This is a genomic window from Cellulophaga sp. BC115SP, from assembly GCF_009905545.1.
Classification (GTDB): Bacteria; Bacteroidota; Bacteroidia; order Cytophagales; family Spirosomataceae; genus Flectobacillus; species Flectobacillus rivi.
In genome coordinates this window covers 38435-59690 of record NZ_JAAALB010000006.1, presented here as the reverse complement: position 1 = coordinate 59690, position 21256 = coordinate 38435, and the positions used below count along the sequence as shown (strand labels likewise).

17 protein-coding genes are annotated in these 21256 nt (G+C 37.7%); 11 read left to right on the top strand and 6 right to left on the bottom strand.

Going from position 1 to position 21256, the window contains the following annotated elements; all coding sequences use genetic code 11:
• Nucleotides 1–66: 66 nt before the first annotated feature.
• The 3 genes from GVN22_RS06725 to GVN22_RS06715 all read right to left on the bottom strand — a co-directional run bounded on the left by GVN22_RS06725 (nt 67) and on the right by GVN22_RS06715 (nt 6213).
• Nucleotides 67–2322, bottom strand: coding sequence for a bifunctional (p)ppGpp synthetase/guanosine-3',5'-bis(diphosphate) 3'-pyrophosphohydrolase (locus GVN22_RS06725; RefSeq protein WP_166550276.1), 2256 nt, complete (start codon nt 2320–2322; stop codon nt 67–69).
• Between the two features lie 662 nt (nt 2323–2984).
• On the bottom strand, nt 2985–4016 hold the full coding sequence (locus GVN22_RS06720) for an outer membrane beta-barrel protein (RefSeq protein WP_166550275.1): 1032 nt from the start codon (nt 4014–4016) through the stop codon (nt 2985–2987).
• A gap of 301 nt (nt 4017–4317) precedes the next feature.
• Entirely contained in the window at nt 4318–6213 is a 1896-nt protein-coding gene (locus tag GVN22_RS06715; protein ID WP_166550274.1) for a tetratricopeptide repeat protein, read from the bottom strand.
• Between the two features lie 190 nt (nt 6214–6403).
• Between GVN22_RS06715 and GVN22_RS06710 the strand changes: the two genes are divergently transcribed.
• The gene (locus tag GVN22_RS06710) at nt 6404–6919 is read left to right on the top strand and encodes a GNAT family N-acetyltransferase (RefSeq protein WP_166550273.1); all 516 of its coding nucleotides are present in this window, start codon (nt 6404–6406) and stop codon (nt 6917–6919) included.
• A gap of 316 nt (nt 6920–7235) precedes the next feature.
• Here GVN22_RS06710 and dapF read toward each other — a convergent pair whose 3' ends face one another.
• The 3 genes from dapF to GVN22_RS06695 form a co-directional block, all read right to left on the bottom strand.
• Nucleotides 7236–8003 carry a diaminopimelate epimerase gene (gene dapF, locus GVN22_RS06705; protein WP_166550272.1) on the bottom strand — a complete coding sequence of 256 codons (768 nt, stop codon included), beginning with the start codon at nt 8001–8003 and terminating at the stop codon, nt 7236–7238.
• A 182-nt stretch (nt 8004–8185) separates the two neighbouring features.
• Nucleotides 8186–8662 carry a 2-C-methyl-D-erythritol 2,4-cyclodiphosphate synthase gene (ispF, locus tag GVN22_RS06700; protein WP_166550271.1) on the bottom strand — a complete coding sequence of 159 codons (477 nt, stop codon included), beginning with the start codon at nt 8660–8662 and terminating at the stop codon, nt 8186–8188.
• 74 nt (nt 8663–8736) lie between these two features.
• The gene (locus GVN22_RS06695) at nt 8737–9975 is read right to left on the bottom strand and encodes a pitrilysin family protein (RefSeq protein WP_166550270.1); all 1239 of its coding nucleotides are present in this window, start codon (nt 9973–9975) and stop codon (nt 8737–8739) included.
• A gap of 249 nt (nt 9976–10224) precedes the next feature.
• Here GVN22_RS06695 and GVN22_RS06690 point away from each other — a divergent pair, with 249 nt between their 5' ends.
• The 10 genes from GVN22_RS06690 (at nt 10225) to GVN22_RS06645 (ending at nt 21208) form a co-directional block, all read left to right on the top strand.
• Nucleotides 10225–11334, top strand: coding sequence for a lipopolysaccharide assembly protein LapB (locus tag GVN22_RS06690; protein ID WP_166550269.1), 1110 nt, complete (start codon nt 10225–10227; stop codon nt 11332–11334).
• Nucleotides 11335–11578: 244 nt separating this feature from the next.
• A complete protein-coding gene (locus tag GVN22_RS06685; protein ID WP_166550268.1) occupies nt 11579–12286 on the top strand; it encodes a class I SAM-dependent methyltransferase in 708 nt (235 codons plus the stop codon).
• A 62-nt stretch (nt 12287–12348) separates the two neighbouring features.
• Nucleotides 12349–13044: a LamG domain-containing protein gene (locus GVN22_RS06680; protein ID WP_166550267.1), complete on the top strand. Its 696-nt coding sequence runs from the start codon at nt 12349–12351 to the stop codon at nt 13042–13044.
• A 350-nt stretch (nt 13045–13394) separates the two neighbouring features.
• Complete coding sequence (locus GVN22_RS06675) at nt 13395–14495, top strand: glycosyltransferase (RefSeq protein WP_166550266.1); 1101 nt, start codon at nt 13395–13397, stop codon at nt 14493–14495.
• A 194-nt stretch (nt 14496–14689) separates the two neighbouring features.
• The gene (locus GVN22_RS06670) at nt 14690–15421 is read left to right on the top strand and encodes a TylF/MycF/NovP-related O-methyltransferase (protein ID WP_166550265.1); all 732 of its coding nucleotides are present in this window, start codon (nt 14690–14692) and stop codon (nt 15419–15421) included.
• Between the two features lie 158 nt (nt 15422–15579).
• Nucleotides 15580–17088 carry a lipopolysaccharide biosynthesis protein gene (locus GVN22_RS06665; RefSeq protein ID WP_166550264.1) on the top strand — a complete coding sequence of 503 codons (1509 nt, stop codon included), beginning with the start codon at nt 15580–15582 and terminating at the stop codon, nt 17086–17088.
• Nucleotides 17089–17102: 14 nt separating this feature from the next.
• Entirely contained in the window at nt 17103–18317 is a 1215-nt protein-coding gene (locus GVN22_RS06660; protein WP_166550263.1) for a glycosyltransferase, read from the top strand.
• A gap of 52 nt (nt 18318–18369) precedes the next feature.
• Nucleotides 18370–19179 (top strand): FkbM family methyltransferase, encoded by an 810-nt coding sequence (locus GVN22_RS06655; protein ID WP_166550262.1) that lies wholly within the window; start codon nt 18370–18372, stop codon nt 19177–19179.
• 204 nt (nt 19180–19383) lie between these two features.
• Nucleotides 19384–20232, top strand: a complete 849-nt coding sequence (locus GVN22_RS06650) for a CPBP family intramembrane glutamic endopeptidase (protein ID WP_166550261.1) — start codon at nt 19384–19386, stop codon at nt 20230–20232.
• Between the two features lie 145 nt (nt 20233–20377).
• Entirely contained in the window at nt 20378–21208 is an 831-nt protein-coding gene (locus GVN22_RS06645) for an MOSC domain-containing protein (protein ID WP_166550260.1), read from the top strand.
• Nucleotides 21209–21256 lie beyond the last annotated feature (48 nt).

Here is a 21256-nt window from a genome sequence, read left to right as displayed (position 1 = left end):
GGGATGCTGGATTGTTTTTAAAAAATCTTAAATCCGAAATCAAACATCCCAAATCCGAAATATTCTTTATTCCCCTCTCTCGATTTCTACAACGCCACTTACTTGTTCTAATGAGTTTACCAATTTTTCTAGATGCCCCGTATTGTTGACCATCAATGCAATTTTTCCCTCAAAAATGCCATCTTTTACACCAATTGAAAGATTTTGAATATTGACTTGCAAGTCTTGAGAAATTACTCTGGTAACGTCGTTCATCAAACCCATACGGTCGGTTCCTTTGATAATCAAATGTGCCACAAAAGACATTTCTATCTTAGATGCCCACACTGCTTTTAGGACGCGGTCGCCATGTCTTGACAATAATTCAGGAGCATTAGGACAGCTGGTACGGTGAATTTTGATACCCTCGTTGATGGTTACAAAACCAAATACATCGTCCCCCGCGATTGGATTACAACATTTTGCCAGCGTGTAATCTATCTTATCCATATCTTCTCCAATCAACAAAGCATCGGCATCTTTACGGTCGCCATGAAGTTTCTTGAGCTCTTTTACCAAGTTTTTGGTATTGGTTAATGGCTCCTGAATACTCTTAGCCGCTTGCTTACGCTCATGCGATTCTCGGTCAGACTTCCAGCGTTTTAGCTCATCGAGTTGGATATACCCTTTTCCAAAGCGATAGAACAAATCATTGGCATCTTTGGCATTAAAGTAGGCTCTTAGCTGATTGGTCACTTCTAAGGTGAGTACATTTACCCCAAGAATTTTCAAACGATGTTCTACCATATCACGCCCAACAATTACGTGCTGTTTGTTGGCTTCTTTGATATAGTCTTTAATGCGTGACTTGGCCTTGGTGGTTACGACAAAACCTAACCAATCTTCAGATGGTTTTTGTTTTGCCGAAGTCATACATTCAATGATATCACCCGTTTTGAGTTTGTAACTCAATGGCACTAACTTATTGTTGACCTTGGCGCCGATACAACGAGCACCCACTTCTGTGTGGATTTCAAAAGCAAAGTCTAAAGCCGTAGCACCTTCTTTTAGAACGATAAGTTTTCCTTTTGGCGTATATACAAATACCTCTTCGTTGTACAAACTACTACGAATATCATCGACCAATTCGACGGCCGACTGTTGGGCTTTGTCAGAAGAATCTAATGCTTCACGAATCTGCGATAACCACGATTCAAAAGCCTTATTGGTGCGAGTATCGTTGCCTTTGTATTTCCAGTGGGCGGCAAAGCCTTTTTCTGCAATCTCGTCCATACGTGTGGTACGGATTTGTACTTCGACCCAGCGACCTTTTTTCCCTGAACTCATTACAGTGGTATGTAATGATTCATATCCATTGGATTTAGGGTTTGAGATCCAGTCTTTCAAACGGTCAGGGTTGGGTTTGTAATGGTCAGTCACCATTGAATATACCGCCCAACAAGCCGCTTTTTCTTGTTCTTTGGGAACATCCAAAATAACCCGAACGGCAAACAAATCATATATCTCATCAAAAGGTACATTGCTCTTTTTGAGTTTATTATGAATTGAATAAATAGATTTTGGGCGTCCTTTTATGACATGCTTGAAGCTCATATCCTGAAGTCCTTTATCGATAGGTCGAATAAAGTTTTGGATAAACTTCTCTCTGGATGCTTTGGTCTCTTTGAGCCTTTTAGCTATCTCTTTATAAGCCTCTGGTTCGGTATATTTTAAACAAAGGTCTTCTAATTCAGATTTAATAGCATGCAAACCCAAGCGGTGTGCTAGAGGAGCATACAGATAGAAAGTTTCTGAGCTAATTTTTAATTGTTTATCTCTCGCCATACTTGTGAGCGTACGCATATTATGCAAGCGGTCGGCAAGTTTGATCAGGATTACTCGGATGTCGTCAGAAAGCGTCAAAAGCATTTTTCTGAAATTCTCTGCTTGTTGAGAAGAACCATGCTCAAATACGCCTGAAATTTTGGTTAAGCCATCGATAATTTTGGCAACCTTGGAGCCGAACTGCTCCGAAATTTCATCGAGTGTTACTTCAGTATCTTCGACTACATCGTGTAACAAGGCACAAATAATGGACGTGGCTCCTAGCCCTATCTCATCCACACAAATTTGCGCTACCGCAATGGGGTGGTAGATATACGGTTCACCAGATTTACGACGCATGTGTTTATGCGCTTCGACCGACATCAAAAATGCTTGTTTGATTAACTTGGCATCATTATCACGAAGATAGGGTTTGGCACTTGCGAGTAATTTTCTGTACCGTTTAAGGATTTCCTTCTTTTCTAATTCTAAGTCTATCGCTACAGCTTCTACGGACATATTAACACAGTTGGGGGACTAAAGTGGAAAAGCGTTAACAGAAATTAGTTATTAACCATATAGTACTGTACGAAGGGTTATGAAACTGTTTATTTCGGATATCGGATGTTGGATTTCGGAAGTATAATCTTCTATATTTTGTAAAAAATAAAGGTATTTTAATTCATTTCCGAAATCAGAAATCCCCAATCTGCAATAGTTTGAAATCCTTTGTACAACCCTAATTAACCATATAGAAATACACTACATGTAAAAATTTGAAAAATGAGAATTTCATTGAAAAGCAAAAAAACGACTCGTACAAACTTTTATATGATAGATACTCTTAAATCATCACTTCTATGAATAGTGGTCAAAATTGTGATTGTTTTTGGGTTAATAATTAAGGCACTTTGACAGGAAAGAGGCAGAAATACAATAACACTACGAAGGATATAGTCTATTAATCTTGAAAAATCTATTAAAATCAACAAACCGACCTCACATTTCGGGCCACAGTACTCTGCTCATCGAGCCGATTGCTTACACTAAATTAAGCGTTTTAGCTTCAAAAACAAACTAAAAACCATAATCTTCGAGATTTTATCAACGATTTTTATTAAAAATAAAGGCGTTTTAGAACTTGAATTCTAAAACGCCTTTATGCTAAAAAATAGGGTTTATTATCTCAATGGAGGGCATTTTACAGCTGGCATCAAGTGATAAACTAGCTTGATACGAGTCATTAAAAAACTATCGTTTATATTTCCTGTCGCATTACGAGAATTACCACTGTAAAATACCGCGGCATCTCTTGGATTAATGGGGGTATTTGGGTCGGCGTATGCTGTAAAACCTGCATTAACAAACCACTGACGAATTTCTGGTAAACGGTCACGACCGGTTGTGATGGATGTGCTTTCTAATTCTCGGTGACTAAATGCCAAGGTATTGGGGTCTTGAACATCTTGGGGCAAAACATAGGGTCCTCCTACATCGTCTAGATAATCTGTTAGCGTATATCTCAGACTAAATTCTACTCCAAAATCCCAATTTTGGTTCACTTTATAATTGATACCAATACCCGCAGGAATACTGACCGAAATGAGCTTGTAAGGAGAAGCATATCCTGGTAAGCCTTGTCCTTCGGTACCCAGTGGCTGAAGACTAGTCCATTGTCCTGCTGGAATACTAATGCCTTGAGGCGCTTTTGCCATAGGGTTATGATGAAACACCCCAACTCCTGCAAACAAATAAGGCATAAGCTTGGTACGAGCACGATAGTTGCGATTTTGTTTGACCAATTGATATACACCTACCACAGACAATTCTTTCACATCATTTCTGAAATGAGCGTTTCGCATAAAAAAACTTTCCATTCCTGCCACACCCTGAAATTTGTTGTCATCGCCAGCAATGCGTATCCATGATAAACCCACTCGAACGCCCCAATGTGGAGACAAATAGCGTTCCCATTCGGCACCTACATTCCATCTGATATCTTGGGTGAAAGAAGGAATAATACGATAATAGGGCGCTAAGTCCCCATAATAATGACTTGTTCCCAAGCCAAATGCCACAGAAGAGTGCTTTTCGTAAAGTTTACTTTCGGTACTTCTAGATTTATTTTTACCAAAAGATAAAAATGACTGTCCATATCCTGCCTTTCCCAACAACAGTATTAATGAAAGTGTAAGAAGGTATATTTTATTCATATCTATGTAGTGTTTGCTCCCTTGACAAAACGCTTTTCTAAATACTTTTATGTTACTTAGAACCATTATTTTTCAGGAAAGTAAGACACAAAATGTGATTTACAACAAGAATTTGATAAATATTTCTTTAAATCTGTTCGGGTAAAAACCTAAAGGAAAGAGTGTCAACAACAAGAAGAAAAATTGAATTGGCTAAAGATAACAACTATAGCAATAAAGAAAAGTAGAAAAAGAGTAAAGTTATTTCACGGGATAAGCAAACTTTACTCTTTAGGCAAGTACAACTCACAACTCATTACTTTTATTTGCCCATTATTTTAAGGTTTTGCAAGGCTACAGAGTTGTTGGGTTGTTGTGCTAAAACAACGCGATAATCAGCTTCGGCTTCAGTATTATATCCTAGTTGCTGATGAGCAACACCTCGATTGAGGTAGGCCGAATAATCTACTTGAGTTTCCGATTTGATGAGTTCGTTTAATACTTCCAGTGCTTTCTTAGGGTTGCCTGTTGAAATATAGGATGCCCCCAACATGGATAGCGCTTGAGCTTTTTTTCTATTAGGCATGGTCAAGGATTTTTCAAAATCGGGAATAGCTTTTTGTGCCTGCTGAAGAGTAAAATAGGCAATTCCTCGGTTCATATAAGTCTCGCCTGATTTGGTGCCTCTTTTGATGGCTTCATCAAAATATTGTAACGCTTTTGGCGTATCACCTTTGATTCCGTAGGCTGTTCCCAAGTTTTCCCAAGGACCAGTATCACCTTTATAACCTAGCTCAATTGCTTTGAGATTATTGGCAATAGACTCCTCTAGTTTTCCTTCTTTTTCACCTTGATATTTCCCTAGGGTATAATAAGCACGATAATCATCAGGGTAACGCTGTATAATGGTGCTAAATAATGTACCTGTGTTTTCCCAAATAGCCACTTGTGCTTTAGTCTGGACGAAACAAAAACCACCAAATAAAAAGGCTACTGTCCAGACAATTTGTCCAAGTTGTGGTGATTTTTGTTGGATGTATACCAAGCCGAGTGCAATGCCCAACAACAAACCAAAATATGGGATATAGGTATAACGGTCAGCCATAATAGCAGCGCCCACTGAGATAAATTGCAAAACGAGTGCTACTGTTATGGTAAAAAAGGCTATTCCAAAGAAGAAAGTTTTACTTTTTTTATAAAATACCCCTGCAAATATCAGTAGAACAATTGTGAAAACCAGCCCTACAGTATAAAGTTGAGCGTGTGATCCAGTGCTTTCATAAGGATAAAAAGGAGAGAGTTGTAATGGTAAAAGTAGGTGATAGCAATACATCATAAAGCCGTATCCTGCAAACTGGAGGCGTTCGCTAAAGGTAAATACTTTCAAATCTAAGGCAGTTTTTTGTTCGCCGATAGCATGTATCATCCCATGAAAATCACCTCCTGCTTGAATATTTGTAGCGATTAGTCCAAATAACAACGATACCATAAAGAATGGTATTTTTTCTATCAATACTTTAGGCTCCAACTTTCTGTCGTACCAATAATCCAACAGTAGTAAAACCACAGGCAATACCACCGCTTGTGCTTTTGAGAGACAGGATAGAACAAATAGTACCCATGTCCAAACTAATTTGGCGTTTTTGTTTTTCTGTAAATACTGTACGTATACAATACAAGCAGCCCAAAAGAATAGCCCATAAAGGACATCTTTGCGCTCAGATACCCATGTTACAGACTCAACACGCATTGGGTGAATTCCGTAGATGAGGGCTACCCACAAGGCAACTATTTTATTTTTATTACTGAGTAAAAAGGCTAGATATCCTACCAACAATACATTGATGCTATGAAGTAAATAGTTTGTTACGATAAATGATTTGGCTGAAGTACTTCCCCAAATACTGGCATTGAGCATCAAAGACCAAATTGTTAGTGGGTGATAGTTGAGTGCCACATGACTCTTCCAAGCTTCTAACCAATGCCCTGAAGGTTGCGTTACCAAATAATTATTTTCGATATATACATGGTCATCCCAGTCTACAAATTGATGATTGAATCCACCCACAAAAGCAATAAGTACTATGACCAACAGCAGAACAATTCCTAAATAAAATTGCCAAGACGTGGAGGTATTAGTAGCGAGATTTGTCTCGGGTTTTGCGTCAGAAGGTTTGGGTTGAGTAATGGTTTTGGCAGGTTTACGATTTTTTGACATGGTATAAAGGGAAATGAGTTTGGCAAACTACTTTAAAGCATTTTATCACAAGCTATTGATGAAAGTCTAGCAAATACTAATCCTGAATATACGTATTTTCAAAAAGTTAATGAAATATTTGTTAGTAAAAGGAGAATAGTGCCGAAAGGCAGAGAGTTGCTAAAGAAATAAAGAAACCAGAAAACGTCGTATGTCCACAATATTTACACTCAGAGCATTTCGAGAAGGAGATGAAAACGCTCTGGTCAAACACGCCAATAATCCTAATGTTGCCAAGTATTTGAGAAATATCTTTCCCAGCCCTTATACGCATGATGATGCTGTTTGGTGGATTGATTTTAACAAAGGTCAAAAACCACCCTACACGTCGTTGGCTATATGCGTCGATGATGCTGTAGTGGGATGTATCGGTATAATTTTGGGGCAGGATATTTATGAGTGTCAAGCCGAAATAGGGTATTGGCTTGGTGAAGAATATTGGGGAAAAGGTATTATGTCTGAGGCTCTTAAGCAAATGACGACTTATACATTCGAGCATTTTCCACAGATTCAACGAATTTTTGCAGGTGTATTTGATACTAACAAAGCATCGCAAAAAGTGCTAGAAAGAGGAGGGTACCAGCTGGAATCCATTCAGCCAAAATCAATCATCAAAGAAGGACGATGTTATGATGGATATTTGTATGTTGTTTTGAGAGGGGTATAAATGAATTTAAAGATTGAAGCGACTGAGTGATTATATTAAATTTTGTATTCTAGCATAGTAGCATCAAACATGAGTCATCCCGAATTTTTAGTATTGGGATTTTTATCAAAAAAGCGGTCGAAAAGTAGTTTTCGACCGCTTTTTTGATGCTACTAGACTAGATATGACTTGGCTTAAGACGCAATCATTGCGTCTCTACTGCTTTTTACATAATCACTCACTCGCTAAATCACTAAATGCGGGATTACTCATATTGATGAAAATGAGGAGAATAAACTCAACCTTAAAACTTGGGAAGACTCATCACTCATACTTCCTAATATTCTCCTTCAAATACTTTTACTGCTGGACCGATTAGGTAAACATTCTCGAAGCTATCTTCACCAGTTTTGGTAAATTCAATTCTCAAATCACCACCCAATACTTTTACGTCGATGGCATTTGCAAATCCTAAACGAAGATTTGCCGATAAAGCACAAGCTGTAACGCCTGTTCCGCAGGCATACGTCTCGTCTTCAACACCACGCTCATAAGTGCGTACCGAAAGTGCATTAGGACCTGTAACTTCTACAAAGTTTACATTGGTTCCGCCTTTACTCACAAAAGGTTCGCCGTAACGAATACCTTTTCCGTATGAATAAACATCATATTCCGCAAGGTTTTCCACATATTCGACATAGTGTGGAGAACCTGTGTTCATAAAGTCGTATTTTTCAGTTTTTTCAACACCTTTTACATCAATCATTTTCAATGAAATGGTAGCAGGGTTTACCGAAGCCTCATGTTCTCCATCGATGGCAATAAACGTAGTTTGGTCGCCAATAACGCCCAAATCATGTGCAAAACGCACCAAGCAACGACCACCATTGCCACACATTGAGCCTTCGGTACCATCAGAGTTGAAATAGACCATTCGGAAGTCATATTGCTCGTCACTTTGCAAAAGCATCAATCCGTCGGCACCGATACCAAAACGACGATGACACATTTGAGCAACTAATTCTTGAGAAACAGGAAAGCTTTTATCGCGGTCATCAATCACGACAAAGTCATTTCCAGCGCCTTGATATTTATAGAATTTCATGAGAAACAGTTTTTTAGTTAACAATATTTTAAGAGATAAGGATTCAGAGATTTGGGATTTCAGATTTCTGATTTCGGAAATAAAGAAAAAGACCTTCGTTTTTTTAAAACATAGAAGCTTACACTTCCGAAATCCAGCATCCGATATCCGAAATAGATACTGCATACACTCCTAATTCACAACTACTTCTTAATTAACGCCACACATTGCGCTGCAATTCCTTCGCCACGCCCCACAAAGCCAATATGTTCAGAAGTGGTAGCTTTGATAGAAAGGTCTTCCTCGTCAATCTTCATTACCTCAGCTAACACTCGTTTCATTTCTGGAATATGAGGGTTTAACTTTGGTACTTGTAAAATAATTGTCACATCAATATTGTTGACTTCCCAACCTGCCTCACGAATCATTTCCATCACTCGTGCCAATAAGATTTTAGAATCAACACCTTTCCATTGTGGGTCTTTATCCGAAAAATGGTATCCGATATTACGCATATTGGCAGCACCTAGCAGGGCATCACAAATTACATGACAGGCAATGTCTGCATCTGAGTGTCCGACTGCTCCGTGTGTGTGAGGAACTTTGATACCTCCCAACCAAAAATCACGACCTTCTTCAAGGCGGTGAACATCATATCCTTGTCCTACTCTGATTTTCATGTTTTAATATTTAAGAAAAAAGCAACGAGAGCTTTACCCATTAGCGTTTAGCTCTCATTACCTAAATGTAATATTTATGCTTCTGAGCGATAGTATAAGGTTGAACAGTTTTCGGGTCTTAAAACATCTTTGATTGATGTCGATAACTGTTCCGCGTTAACAGCCTGAATTTTTTCTGTTTCTTGATTGACCGACTCAGGATCGCCAGCATTGGCTGCCACAGCTAGATTCATAGCACGGTTCAGAAGTTCTACTTCTGAGAAAACCAACGTTGACTCAGCCTGATTTTTTACCTTCGTCAATTCTTCTTCATCAATTGGCTGAGATAAAAATTCGTTCAACACTTCTTGAATAGCCGCATCACCTTCTTCGATGCTTACACCGTTATTAAGATTACCTTGAATAACAAGTAGCCCAGGGTCGAGCGATGCCGTAACGTAGGCATTCACAGAGTTGAAAAGTGGGTTTTCTTTCACCAGTTTATTGTATAATCTTGATGATTTACTACGTCCCAAAATATCACTTGCCAAATCTATTGCATTAAAATTATCCGCATATCTCGCTGGAGTATGGAATACTTTATAAACAGCATCTAGAGGTACTTTAGCATTTGTTTCTAAAAAACGAGCTGCCATTTGACGTGGTTCCTGAGGCAAGTTTCTTAGTGTTACATTACCTGCTGGAATAGGCTCAAACCATTTTTTTGCTAATTGTTTTACTTGTTCCAAGGTCACATTTCCTGCCACTACCATTACGGCATTATTGGGCAAATAATGTTTGTAGAAAAACTCCCGTACATCGTCCATCGTTGCGTTTTCGATATGCGAAATTTCTTTTCCAATCGTAGCCCAACGGTACGGGTGAGTAGTGTATGCCAAAGGGCGAAGCTTGAGCCAAACATCACCATAAGGCTGATTCAAATAACGTTGTTTGAACTCTTCAATTACTACTTTTTGTTGCACTTCCAACACTTTTGGATCAAACGAAAGCGAAAGCATACGGTCTGATTCGAGCCAAAAAGCCGTTTCAAGGTTCACCGATGGAAGCGTGATATAATAATTAGTAATATCTGGCGAAGTAAAAGCGTTATTTTCGCCACCCACACGTTGTAGTGGGGTATCATAACTCGCAATGTTTTTGGAGCCACCAAACATTAAGTGTTCAAACAAGTGAGCAAAGCCCGTTTTGCTTTCGTCTTCATCGCGCGAGCCAACATTATACAAAATATTTACTGCTGCAATGGGAGTAGAATGATCTTCGTGAACGTAAACTTTAAGTCCGTTGTTCAGTATAAAATGTGAGTAGCTTATCATATATGCCGAGTATGAGTATAACCCAAGTCTTGTGGTTCTCTCTGTGGTTTGACGAACAAGGGTCTGGTCGAAAATAAAGACAAAACAATCTTTTAAGACTCAAAGCAAATTGCCGTGGCTTAATTGAATAGTAAACGCAAATGTACATAAATCGGTTTGATTTGTATTAAAAGACTTTACCACATATATTGCTAACCTTATCATTGTAGTATAGATTGATTACTTGCATCAATACGCAACCAAAAACTTATGAAGAAATTTATCACATTGCTTTTACTCTTAAGCATCTCTTTCAACATCTCAAAAGCTCAAATTTTAAACGATACTAATGTTCGTCACCAAATTCAGGCAGGTTTAGAAAAAATGTATTCTTATGATTTTAAAGAATCAACAGAAATCTTCCAGAAAATTAGAGCCCGTTATCCTAATCATCCTGTTTCTTATACCTTAATGGCGCTGCAAACCGAACTTCAATATTTTCCATTGAAAGATTATCCTGCTCAGCAAAAAGTGTATTTAAACTACCTGATTCAGAGTCGTACTTTGGCAGAAGCAATGCTCGACAAGGATGAAGATGATATAGAAGCCAACTTTTTTGAATTAGCAACCTTAGGTTATATAGCGGCTTATGATGCCGATAATCAGGAATTTATGAAGGCTGTTGGGGTTGCCAAAAAAGCCTATAGTTATTTGAAAAAAGGTTTAGAATGGACTGAGAAACAACCTGAGTTTTTGTTCTCTTCGGGGATCTACAACTACTATCGTGTTGAATATCCTGAAACTCATGCTTTGATTAAGCCTTTCATGTTCTTTTTTGCAGATGGAAATAAAAAGTTAGGACTTCAGCAATTAGACTTGGCGACACGCAAAACTATTTTTGTGAAAAATGAAGCGACTTTTTACGCGGGTTATGTATATATGAAATACGAAGGCACGCCAGCCAAAGCATTGCATTATAATTCGATGTTGATAGAAAAATTCCCAGATAACTTATTGTATCAAATGCAAAGAGCTGAAATCTTGACAGCTCTAAACAAGTTTGAGGAGGCCGATGATTATGTAGCTAAGCTTCAAAAACAAAAAGGAATTATGTTCCAATGTGCAGCCTCAATTTTTAAAGGAATTCAATTAGAAAGACAGCATAAAGACGACCAAGCAGAAGCATATTTATTGAAAGGAGTTAAAATGCCTTATGATGAGCGATTTACGAAAGATTATCATGCGCTAGCCTATTTGAGTTTGGCTAAAATAGAACGTCGAAAAGGAAATCAAGACAAAGCTAAAGAGTATGTAAAAAAGTGTTTGAAAATAGCAGAGTATAAGTCAACTACAGCCGAGGCAAAGGCATTTTTGAAGTAAAAGAATTAACTCAGTTTTAAATATCATTTGTGCAAATGTCAAAGCTCTCAGTTCTGCTGGGAGCTTTTTGCTTTTAAAACAGTAAAATTTAGTAGCTTTGTGAATTGTTACAAAACGCAGGAGCACAACGTTTCTGACTTTGATAAACATCTAATCACCAACATAGACAAAGCGATTTTTATACTTATTGAGAGAAAGGTAAATTTTGAAAGAAAACCCTATCCAATGAGTTTTGAAACCAATCATGATGACTGAAAGAGAAGCTGGTATAGAAAGACTGTATCCCTCATTATTTGGGCGAATGGCCGCTCGTTATTATTACTTACGAAAATTGCGTGCACAAATAGAAGAGGTTGTGCAGTTGTTTTTGGCAAAAAGTCCTCAAAAACTTACCCTTGCAGATTATGGCTGTGGCAACAAGCCTTATGAGCCAATCGTAGCTCCTTTCGTAGCCCAATATTTGGGTATCGACCTTGAATTAAACCCGATTGCTGATATTCATATTGCACCAACTGGCGCTATCCAGCTCGATGCCGAGAAGCTTGATGTTGTACTTTCGACCCAAGTGCTTGAGCATGTTGTGGATCCTAAACAGTATTTACAGGAAGCACATCGTGTTTTGAAAAATGACGGACTATTAATTTTGAGTACACATGGTTATTGGATGTTTCATCCAGATCCAACAGATTTTTGGCGCTGGACGTCGACAGGTCTGCGCAAAGTTGTAGAAGATGAAGGCTTTGAAGTCGTTTATTTTAAAGGCATCATTGGGCGCGCTGCGATGGGATTACAATTGTTTCAGGATGGATTGTTGTTCAAACTTCCCAAGTTTCTTCGTCCTATTTTAGCGATTATTATGCAACCACAAATTATCTTTTTTGATAAAATTACAGCACAAGATACCATCGATAAAGATGCTTGTACGTATGTGTTGGTGGCGAAGAAAAGATAGTCTTCATATTGTTTAGGTTTCATAATTTTGCTTTTCTCTGAGATTAAATTGTATTCTCTTTCATGAAATTTATTTACTATATTTTATTGTTGCTATTATTTTTAGGATGTAAAAAAACTGACCCAACTCCCAAAGATTTTATTTCATATTATTCATTTAATGGAAATACGAATGATTCTAAAGGAACCAATAGTGCAATAAGTATTTATCGTGCGAGGCTAACGGATGATAAAAATGGCAATATCAATAGCGCCTATTATTTTGATGGAAACTCCTATATTGAATTTCCAAAGCCTGCTATCAAAAATGATTTTACCGTATCCTTGTGGGCTATGCTTGAATCTATTCCAACGGAGGGGACAATTAGGACAGCAATGTCTATCGGCTCTTCGGGAGGAGATCAACTTATCAACGTCGCCAACAATTATTATGGGGTATCGGGAGGGGCTCTGACCAGTTATAATGAGGATGGTAGTAATTTAGTTCTAAGTCCCAATGCCTTGTCGTCAATGGTTGCTAAAAAGTGGGTGCATTTAGCTTTTACTCGTGATGGTCAGAACTTTAAGGCATATATCGATGGAAAGCAAATTGGTAGTTTGGCCGTAGAGGGAAAATCTGCTGGATATGGCTACGGAACACAAAGATTTTATATTGGGAATAGACATACTGGACAGGGCTTTATAGGCACGATTGATGAAGTGAAAGTTTTTGAAAGAGCCTTGTCAATTGAAGAAATAAGTCAACTTTCTTCAAACTAAGTAGAAAGAAGTTATTAGTTAATCGTATATCAGCTGTAAGTTATCATGCAAAATAAAATTTAAGATTGTGCTTTAGGCTTTCAGGTATCGGCTTTCGGCGGTGGGCTTTGGAAAAAAGCATGGCTGTGGTTACTAAAAAACATTTTAAAACTCTTTGCCTTGTGCCTGTTGCCTAGTGCCTAAACACATAACTTAAATCTTATTCTGCACGATTACTTAATACTTACTAAATTGATAAAAGAGATTTAAAATCCAGATTTAATACGACTAATATGAAAACAAAAATAGAAGGATATGTTTTATCCTTCTATTTTTGTTTTCGAGTGTACATTTTTAATAGCCGATAGATAATGAACCTTTGCTTTGCATACCCTAATAAGTTTCGATTCAGTGAAACTTTTATCCATGATCAAATAGAACAACTGCAACCTAAAATCACGATTTATGAGGGTTGGTATCCGTCTCTTGACAAAAATGATGTATCCTTTCTTCCTTTTCCTTTCAATATTCTTTATGTACGAGGAGGTTTGAGAAATGTATTACCTAGTCTTTATCATAAAGTTTATACGTTTTTCTTAGCCAGATATTTAACCAAAAACAACATAGATGTTGTGTTAGCTCAATATGGTCCAATGGGGGCAACAATCAACGATGCTTGTGTAAAAGCTAATGTTGGATTGGTGGTTCATTTTCATGGATTTGACGCAAACGACAAAGCTACCTTAGACAAGTATTTGCCTACCTACCAGAAGATGTTTAAGACGGTAAAAGGAATTATTGCTGTTTCGAGGGACATGAGAAATAAGCTTATCGAGTTTGGAGCAGACCCTGATAAGGTTATCTTCAACTCTTGTTTTGTTAATACAAGCTTGTTTACCTTGGGGACACCAGAAAACAACGATAAGATATTCATGGCAGTTGGTAGATTTACGGCTAAAAAATCGCCTTTTTCAACCATAAGGGCTTTTCACAAGGTATTACAAACAGTACCAGATGCTAAACTAAAAATGATCGGTGAAGGCGAGCTTTGGGAAGAGGCAAAAGCACTGGTAAAAGAGTTAGGAATTGAATCTCAGGTAGAATTATTAGGTGTTAAAAGACCCGCAGAGATTATTGATTTATTAAAAACCGCAAGAGTTTTTGTGCAACATTCTATGTTTGCGCCAAATGGAGATTCGGAAGGAACACCAGTATCTATATTAGAAGCTTCGGCCGTTGGATTACCGATTGTAAGTACTTATCATGCAGGTATCAAAGATGCTGTGGTTCACGAAAAAACGGGTTTTCTAGTGAATGAAGGAGATTGGGAGGAAATGGCCAAGTACATGACCCTATTGATAAATAATCCAGAACTCTGTGGACAAATGGGAAGAAGTGCTCGTCAACACATGGAGGATTATTACGAAATGTCGAAAAGAGTTGATACGCTGAGAGAGATATTAGAAAAATGATATTTTTACTAAGGTTTAGAATGTAGCATTTTAAGATTAGATTGTCTATTTTTGTGGGCTTTATGTAGGTATGTAGCCGCCATGATAAATCATCTGGCGGCTATTTTCAAAATAGACAAAATAGATTCGATTAGATTTACATAATTTCTGAGTTACGAAGCTCACAATCCATTTCCGTTTACTCCAATAAATTTATGATTAGCAAATTATTAAAACCGTTTGGCTATAAGATTGCCAAAGTGCAAAAAGAGGAAGATTTTATCAACGATCCAACATTTTTGAAAATCTTAAAGGCGTGTCGTCCTTACACGATGACTAGCGTCGAGCGTATGTACGCACTATATAATGCTGTTACATATATAGTCAAAAATAATATTGCAGGGAGTTTTGTGGAATGTGGTGTTTGGAGAGGCGGAAGCTCAATGATGATTGCCCTAACTTTAAAAGAACTAGGCGTCACTAATCGTAAGCTTTACTTGTATGATACCTACGAAGGAATGTCTGAGCCAACAGCTGATGACGTAGATTTTCGTGGTGGACAAGCCAAGGAGTTGATGGATCAAAATGTCGAAAATAAAGAAAATTCTGTGTGGTGTCTGGCGGATCTTAATGATGTGCAAACTAATATGCGATCAACGGGATATCCTCAAGATTTGGTACATTTTGTAAAAGGAAAAGTAGAAGATACTATCCCTGCTACGATGCCTGATGCACCGATTGCTTTGTTGCGTTTGGATACCGACTGGTACGAGTCAACGGCTCATGAGTTGAAATATTTATATCCTTTATTGATTCAAAAAGGAGTTTTGGTGATCGATGATTATGGTCACTGGGAAGGATGTAAGCGTGCAGTTGATGAGTATTTCAACGGTTCATTGTTGTTAAACCGTATCGATTACACAGGTCGTATTGCAATAAAAAGTTAATAGCTAAAGAAATACAATTAGGAAGTTTTAATTCCAATTTGGTCGTTTTGTAAAGAAGTTTAAGAGCGGTAAAAGTGATTAATTATATTGATAACTAGTATTTTATGGATAGATATTTAATCGCTCAATCACCAACTCGCTAAATCACTCAATAAATTATGGGCATTATTATTCGTCAAGGATTAAAAAGTTCAATCGTTACTTATGTAGGAACGGCAGTGGGGGTATTGAACGTCCTTGTTATTTACAATAAATTTTTGACGCAAGAACAGTTTGGTCTGTATGCTTCGGCTATGGTCAGCTTTACAACCGTTTTTGCTTCATTTGCCCAAATTGGGGTGCCGCATATTGCTACACGTTATTTCAATCGTTTTGCTGATGATGAAAAACGACATAATGGCTTTTTAGGTTTTTTATTGGTAACTCCATTGGTTGGCTTAGGAATCTTCGCAATTCTATATCTTTCTTTACAATCGGTGTTTAATGGGATTTACGAAAGTAAGTCACCACTACTGAGTCAGTATTACTATTATATGCTGCCGCTGACTTTTTGTATTGCTTATATTTCTGTATTGGAAGCTTATGCAAAGGTGCATTTGCGTATAGTAGTTCCTGCCATTATTCGGGAGTTAGGGCTTCGTCTATCTAATGGATTATTAGTGATTCTTTTTGGTTTAGGATATATATCCTTCGAACAATTAATTGGTATTACCGTAGTAACCTATATACTAGGTATTATTGCCTTGTTTGCTTATATCAAAATACTAGGAAAGCTCTACTTGACCATTGATTGGAACATCTATAGAAGTCCTTTATTCAAGGAAATGTACCAATATGGCTTATGGGTATTGTTGGCAGGAGCTAGTTTCACGCTGATTCAACATGTTGAAAAAATCATGTTGCCTGCCTACGACGGAGGGTTAAATACTACGGCTATTTTTGATATTGCATCTAGAATAGCCCTTGTGATTGCCATTCCACGAAATGCCATTGCCTCTATCAGTTTGCCACTATTGGCAGAGTCTTGGCAGAAAAATGATATGGCACATATTGAAGAAATTTACCGAAAATCTTCACTAGTTTTATTCATTGTAGGAGGTTTTTTATTTCTTGGAATTTGGTGTAATGTCGACGAAATTTTCCAACTTTTACCCAAAGCAGATATTTATTCGCAAGGTCGTTGGGTGGTGTTTTTCTTTGGTATGAGTAAGGTGATTGATATGGCTACTGGGCTCAACTCGGAGATATTAATCAATTCGAAATATTACCGTTATGATTTAGCTTTTTACGTGTTGTTGGCAGTATTGATTATCGTAACAAATTTGATTTTAATACCCATTTATAGCTTCAATGGCGCAGCACTGGCAGCGCTAACTTCGGTAGTGGTTTATAATGCCACCAAGTATTTCTTTATTCTTTTTAAACTCAAACTTCAACCATTTACTTCGGCGACTGTAAAAGTTTTAGGGTTGTTTATATTGACCTATTTCTTGGCAACGCTTATTCCTACTTTAGGGTCTGGATTGGTAGGAATAATGATGACAGTAGCAGTACGTTCTCTATTGATTTGTGCTGTATTTGGAGGAGGCGTATTGTATTTCAAAATATCCGAAGATGCCAACAAAACGGTGATGGGTATTTTACGTAAACTAAAATTGATCAAATAGCAAAAGCTAATAATATGAAGATACTATTCACATTTGGTGGATTGCCGCATTATTATAATTTAGTACTCAATCGACTAAACCAAGTAGAAGGGCAGGAGATTGTGGTGATTGCTCCTAAAAGCCAAGGAAAAAGCGTAGGTGCAGGTGTGCACCAAACTTTGGATGGTGTTGAGTTTAAGGTACACTTTTTGGAAGAATATAAAACGGCTTGGGGAAAACCATTTTTCAAGAATTTTTTGGAAACGATTGAGGCAGAAAAGCCTGATGTTATTGTTACGATTTGGCCTTATATTTTGACTTTTGTTTACAATCCCTTGCTGCTTTGGAAAATCCGTAGCATGGGTATCAAATTGATTCTGAAAGAGATTCCTTTTAATATCCCAAAATTCCAAGAAGCGCTCGATTATTATGCCAAAGGTGGTGCCGTAACCGAAACCTTGAAAACGGAATTGAAGCCTTCAAGTTTGGCATTTAAGCTGAAATATAGCTTGTTGAAATATACCTATAAAAGAGCTTTCAATATGGTAGATGCTCATGTGGATTATACCGAGGAGGCAATAGACGTTTTTGGAAGTTATGGCGTGCCAAAGGAGAAAATTTTTGTAATTTATAATTCTCCTGATACGGATATTATCTTCAACGAGAGAGCGAAAATCGAAGGAGTAAACACCGTTTTGCCAGATAATCCTCTACGACTTTTGCACGTTGGACGCTTAGTAAAATGGAAACGTGTGGATTTGTTGATGGATGTTTTTGCCAAATTGCTCAAAAAGTTTCCTATCGCTAAATTAGCCATTGTAGGTACTGGCCCTGAACTAGATAATCTCAAGCAACAAGCGAAAGATTTAGGAATAGAAGAAAGTGTTGAATTTGCTGGTGCAGTGTATGAAATGACGCAATTGGGACAATATTTCAATGCTTCATTGGTGTATGTGTTGGCAGGTATGGGTGGTTTGTCTATCAACGATGCAATGTGTTTTGATAAACCTATTATTTGCTCAGTGGCGGATGGTACAGAGAAAAAGCTTGTTCGTGATGGATATAACGGGTATATCTTCAAAAATGGTGATGCCGAAGATTTATATCAAAAGCTTGAAAGTATGATGAGTAATCCAGAGAAAACCAAGGAAATGGGATTACGTTCAGGTGATATTATCAAAAATGAGGTGAATATCCACGTAGTGATTAAAAACTATTGTGAGGCGTTTAAGTACGTCATGAAAAAGTAAGTTTTGATTTGAAAAGAGGTTTCTATAACTCCATAATCACGTATTCCAAGATATGTTATTTGCCTTAAAATATTTCTTAAAATACCCTTTCCATCATATTCGCACCCCAGAAGCGCGAGAATTGCTGGGCTTAATGGCCAAATTTGGCACAGTCCCACGTTATCAACCTCGAACTGTTTCGTTTCAGGGAGTTACGTTTTTAGTGCCAGACTGTATGTCGTTTTTGTTCCAGCATGAAGAGATTTTTGTAGGACAAAGTTACAGATTCCGAAGTAAGACAGATAGTCCTGTTATTTTGGATTGTGGAGCTAATATTGGCACAAGCTGTTTGTTCTTTAAGAAATTGTACCCAAAAGCTAAAATTACTGCTTTTGAAGCCGATCCTCAAATCGCCAAAATATTAAGTGATAATTTGAGTGTGAACGGAATTCAAGGGATAGAAATTGTTGACAAAGCCGTGTGGGTTCATGACCAAGGAATCGAGTTTGTGACCGAAGGTTCTGACGGTGCATCGATTTATGGTGAAGGCGAAAAACAGCGTATTGAGTCTGTCCGTTTGAAGGAATACTTGCAAAAACATACAAGTATTCAAATGTTGAAAATGGATATTGAAGGTGCTGAAGTGGAGGTTTTTCAAGATTGCGCGGATAGTATTGGGCATATCGACCATATCTTTATTGAATATCATTCGTTTCCAAACCGCCCTCAAGATTTAGATGTATTGCTTTCTATTTTGACAAAAAATGGTTTCAGATACTTCATCCGTGATGCACAAGATAGACCTGTACCGTTTATTAATCATGCCTACAAAGCTAATCCTTCGATGGATTTGCAATTGAATATTTTTGCAGTGAAAAAGTAATTGGTTTTGAGGAAAACAAAGCCAAACAGAGATAGCGATATTTTTTCTATATAAACTGAAAAATATCGCTATCTCTGTTTTTTATTTGTATTTTTCTATGTCCTTTAAAGGAAGTAAAATACTCTTCTCATACATTTGTAAAGCGTAAAGTTGCACAACACCTGTATTCTGAGCCTTCTATTTAACCCCAACCCCCAAACCTCTATGTTAGCACAAAATGATTTTCTGGCACAAGCCAAAATAGGTAATAATCAGCCTTGGAGATATATTGTAGGGATGATTTTAGTACTGTTGGCGCTAGGGATATTTAGCATTCCGCAAGTGTTGGTGACCGATATAAAAAGTGGAAGACCAACCGTGGCTTCGCATTGGTATTTATTAGTAGCAATAGGCAGTTTTGCTGGAGGAATTTTAACATTATGGGTATGGTTGAAAAATAGCCATCATCGCGAGTTTCAAACCCTGATTACACCACAAAGTTCCGTAAATTGGAAGCGTGTAGCAAGTTCTGCGGCAGTATGGTTAGTGTGTACGGCAATCGTAGAGTTGGGTATGTATTCGTTTTTTCCAGAGATGTACCGCTTTACTTGGAACCCTCAACAATGGTTGCCTGCATTTATTGTTGGTTTCTTGTTTTTGCCTATTCAAACTAGCTGTGAAGAACTCATATTTAGAGGATATTTATTTCAAGCTATAGGCTCTCGAAATGTGGTTGTGGGGCTTGTAATAAGTTCAGTACTTTTTGGATTGATGCATAGTTTCAATCCCGAAACGGCTAAAGTAGGTTTTGCTCTAGCTATGAGCTATTATATCGGAGTAGGTTTATTTTTTGCCCTATTGACCTATTTTGATGGAAAGTTGGAACTAGCTTTAGGAATACATGCTTCTAATAATATCTACGCTTTTTTATTGGTGACATATCCCGATAGCGCATTGCCTTCGCCTTCTGTCATCACCATGACCGAATTGAACTTTCCGCTTATGATTGTAGGCTGGTTGTTGGCAGTAGTGTTATACACAGTGACTATCAAATGGGTGTTTAAGTGGATATAGAAAGTTAAGTATTTGATTTTGAGATAAAGTGAAGCAAATCAATATTTTCTGGAATAAAATAAACATTTTACCTAATGCCTACGGCTTATAGCCCATCGCATAACTATCTAAAAACAGTCTAAGAATTTTAAAGTAAAAAACGACTATGCAACTTTCTGAAATCTGGATTTATCCTGTCAAATCTCTAGGTGGTTTTAGTGTACAGCAAACGGAAGTAACTACTCGTGGGCTAAAATATGACCGTAGATGGATGCTTATTGATGCCGACAATGTGTTTGTCACTCAACGACAAGTGGGAGATTTAGCTTTGTTTAAAACGGCAATAGCAGAGAATTTACTACATGTAACACATAGTCCTTCTGGAAAAACGCTTTCGGTAAATATGGGAGAATATCTTCCAGTAACCATTACTGTAGAAGTTTGGGATGATGAGATGGATGCTCATGAAGTATCTGTGGAGGCAAGTGCATGGTTTAGTGAATTACTAGGCAAACCCGTACGATTGGTCTATATGCCCGACGAAAGTTTACGACCTGTCGACCCTCAATATGCTCAAACGCCAGAAGATATAACCTCTTTTTCGGATGGTTATCCTATTTTGGTTATTGGACAATCATCGTTAGACGATTTGAATAATCGATTAGAAAAACAAATTCCAATTAATCGTTTTCGTCCAAATTTTGTCTTTACTGGTGGTAATGCTTTTGAAGAAGAGTCTTGGTTTGAGTTTTCGATAGGCACAACCTCTTTCAAGGGGGTAAAACCATGCGCCAGATGTATTGTTACAACGTTGAATCACGAAACAGGACAAAAGACTGGGAAAGAACCATTACACACACTCTCAAGCTACCGAAAGGCTGGAAATAAAATCTTATTTGGACAAAATGTACTGATTGTGCAAACTGGAACGGTAAGTGTAGGAGAAGAAATAACAGTGCAAACAACACGCCAGTTGGCTAAGTTTTCGATAAGTTAAAAGCTATACAAAGCAATTGCGCGCTTAGATTGTGGCGGTAGCATTTGA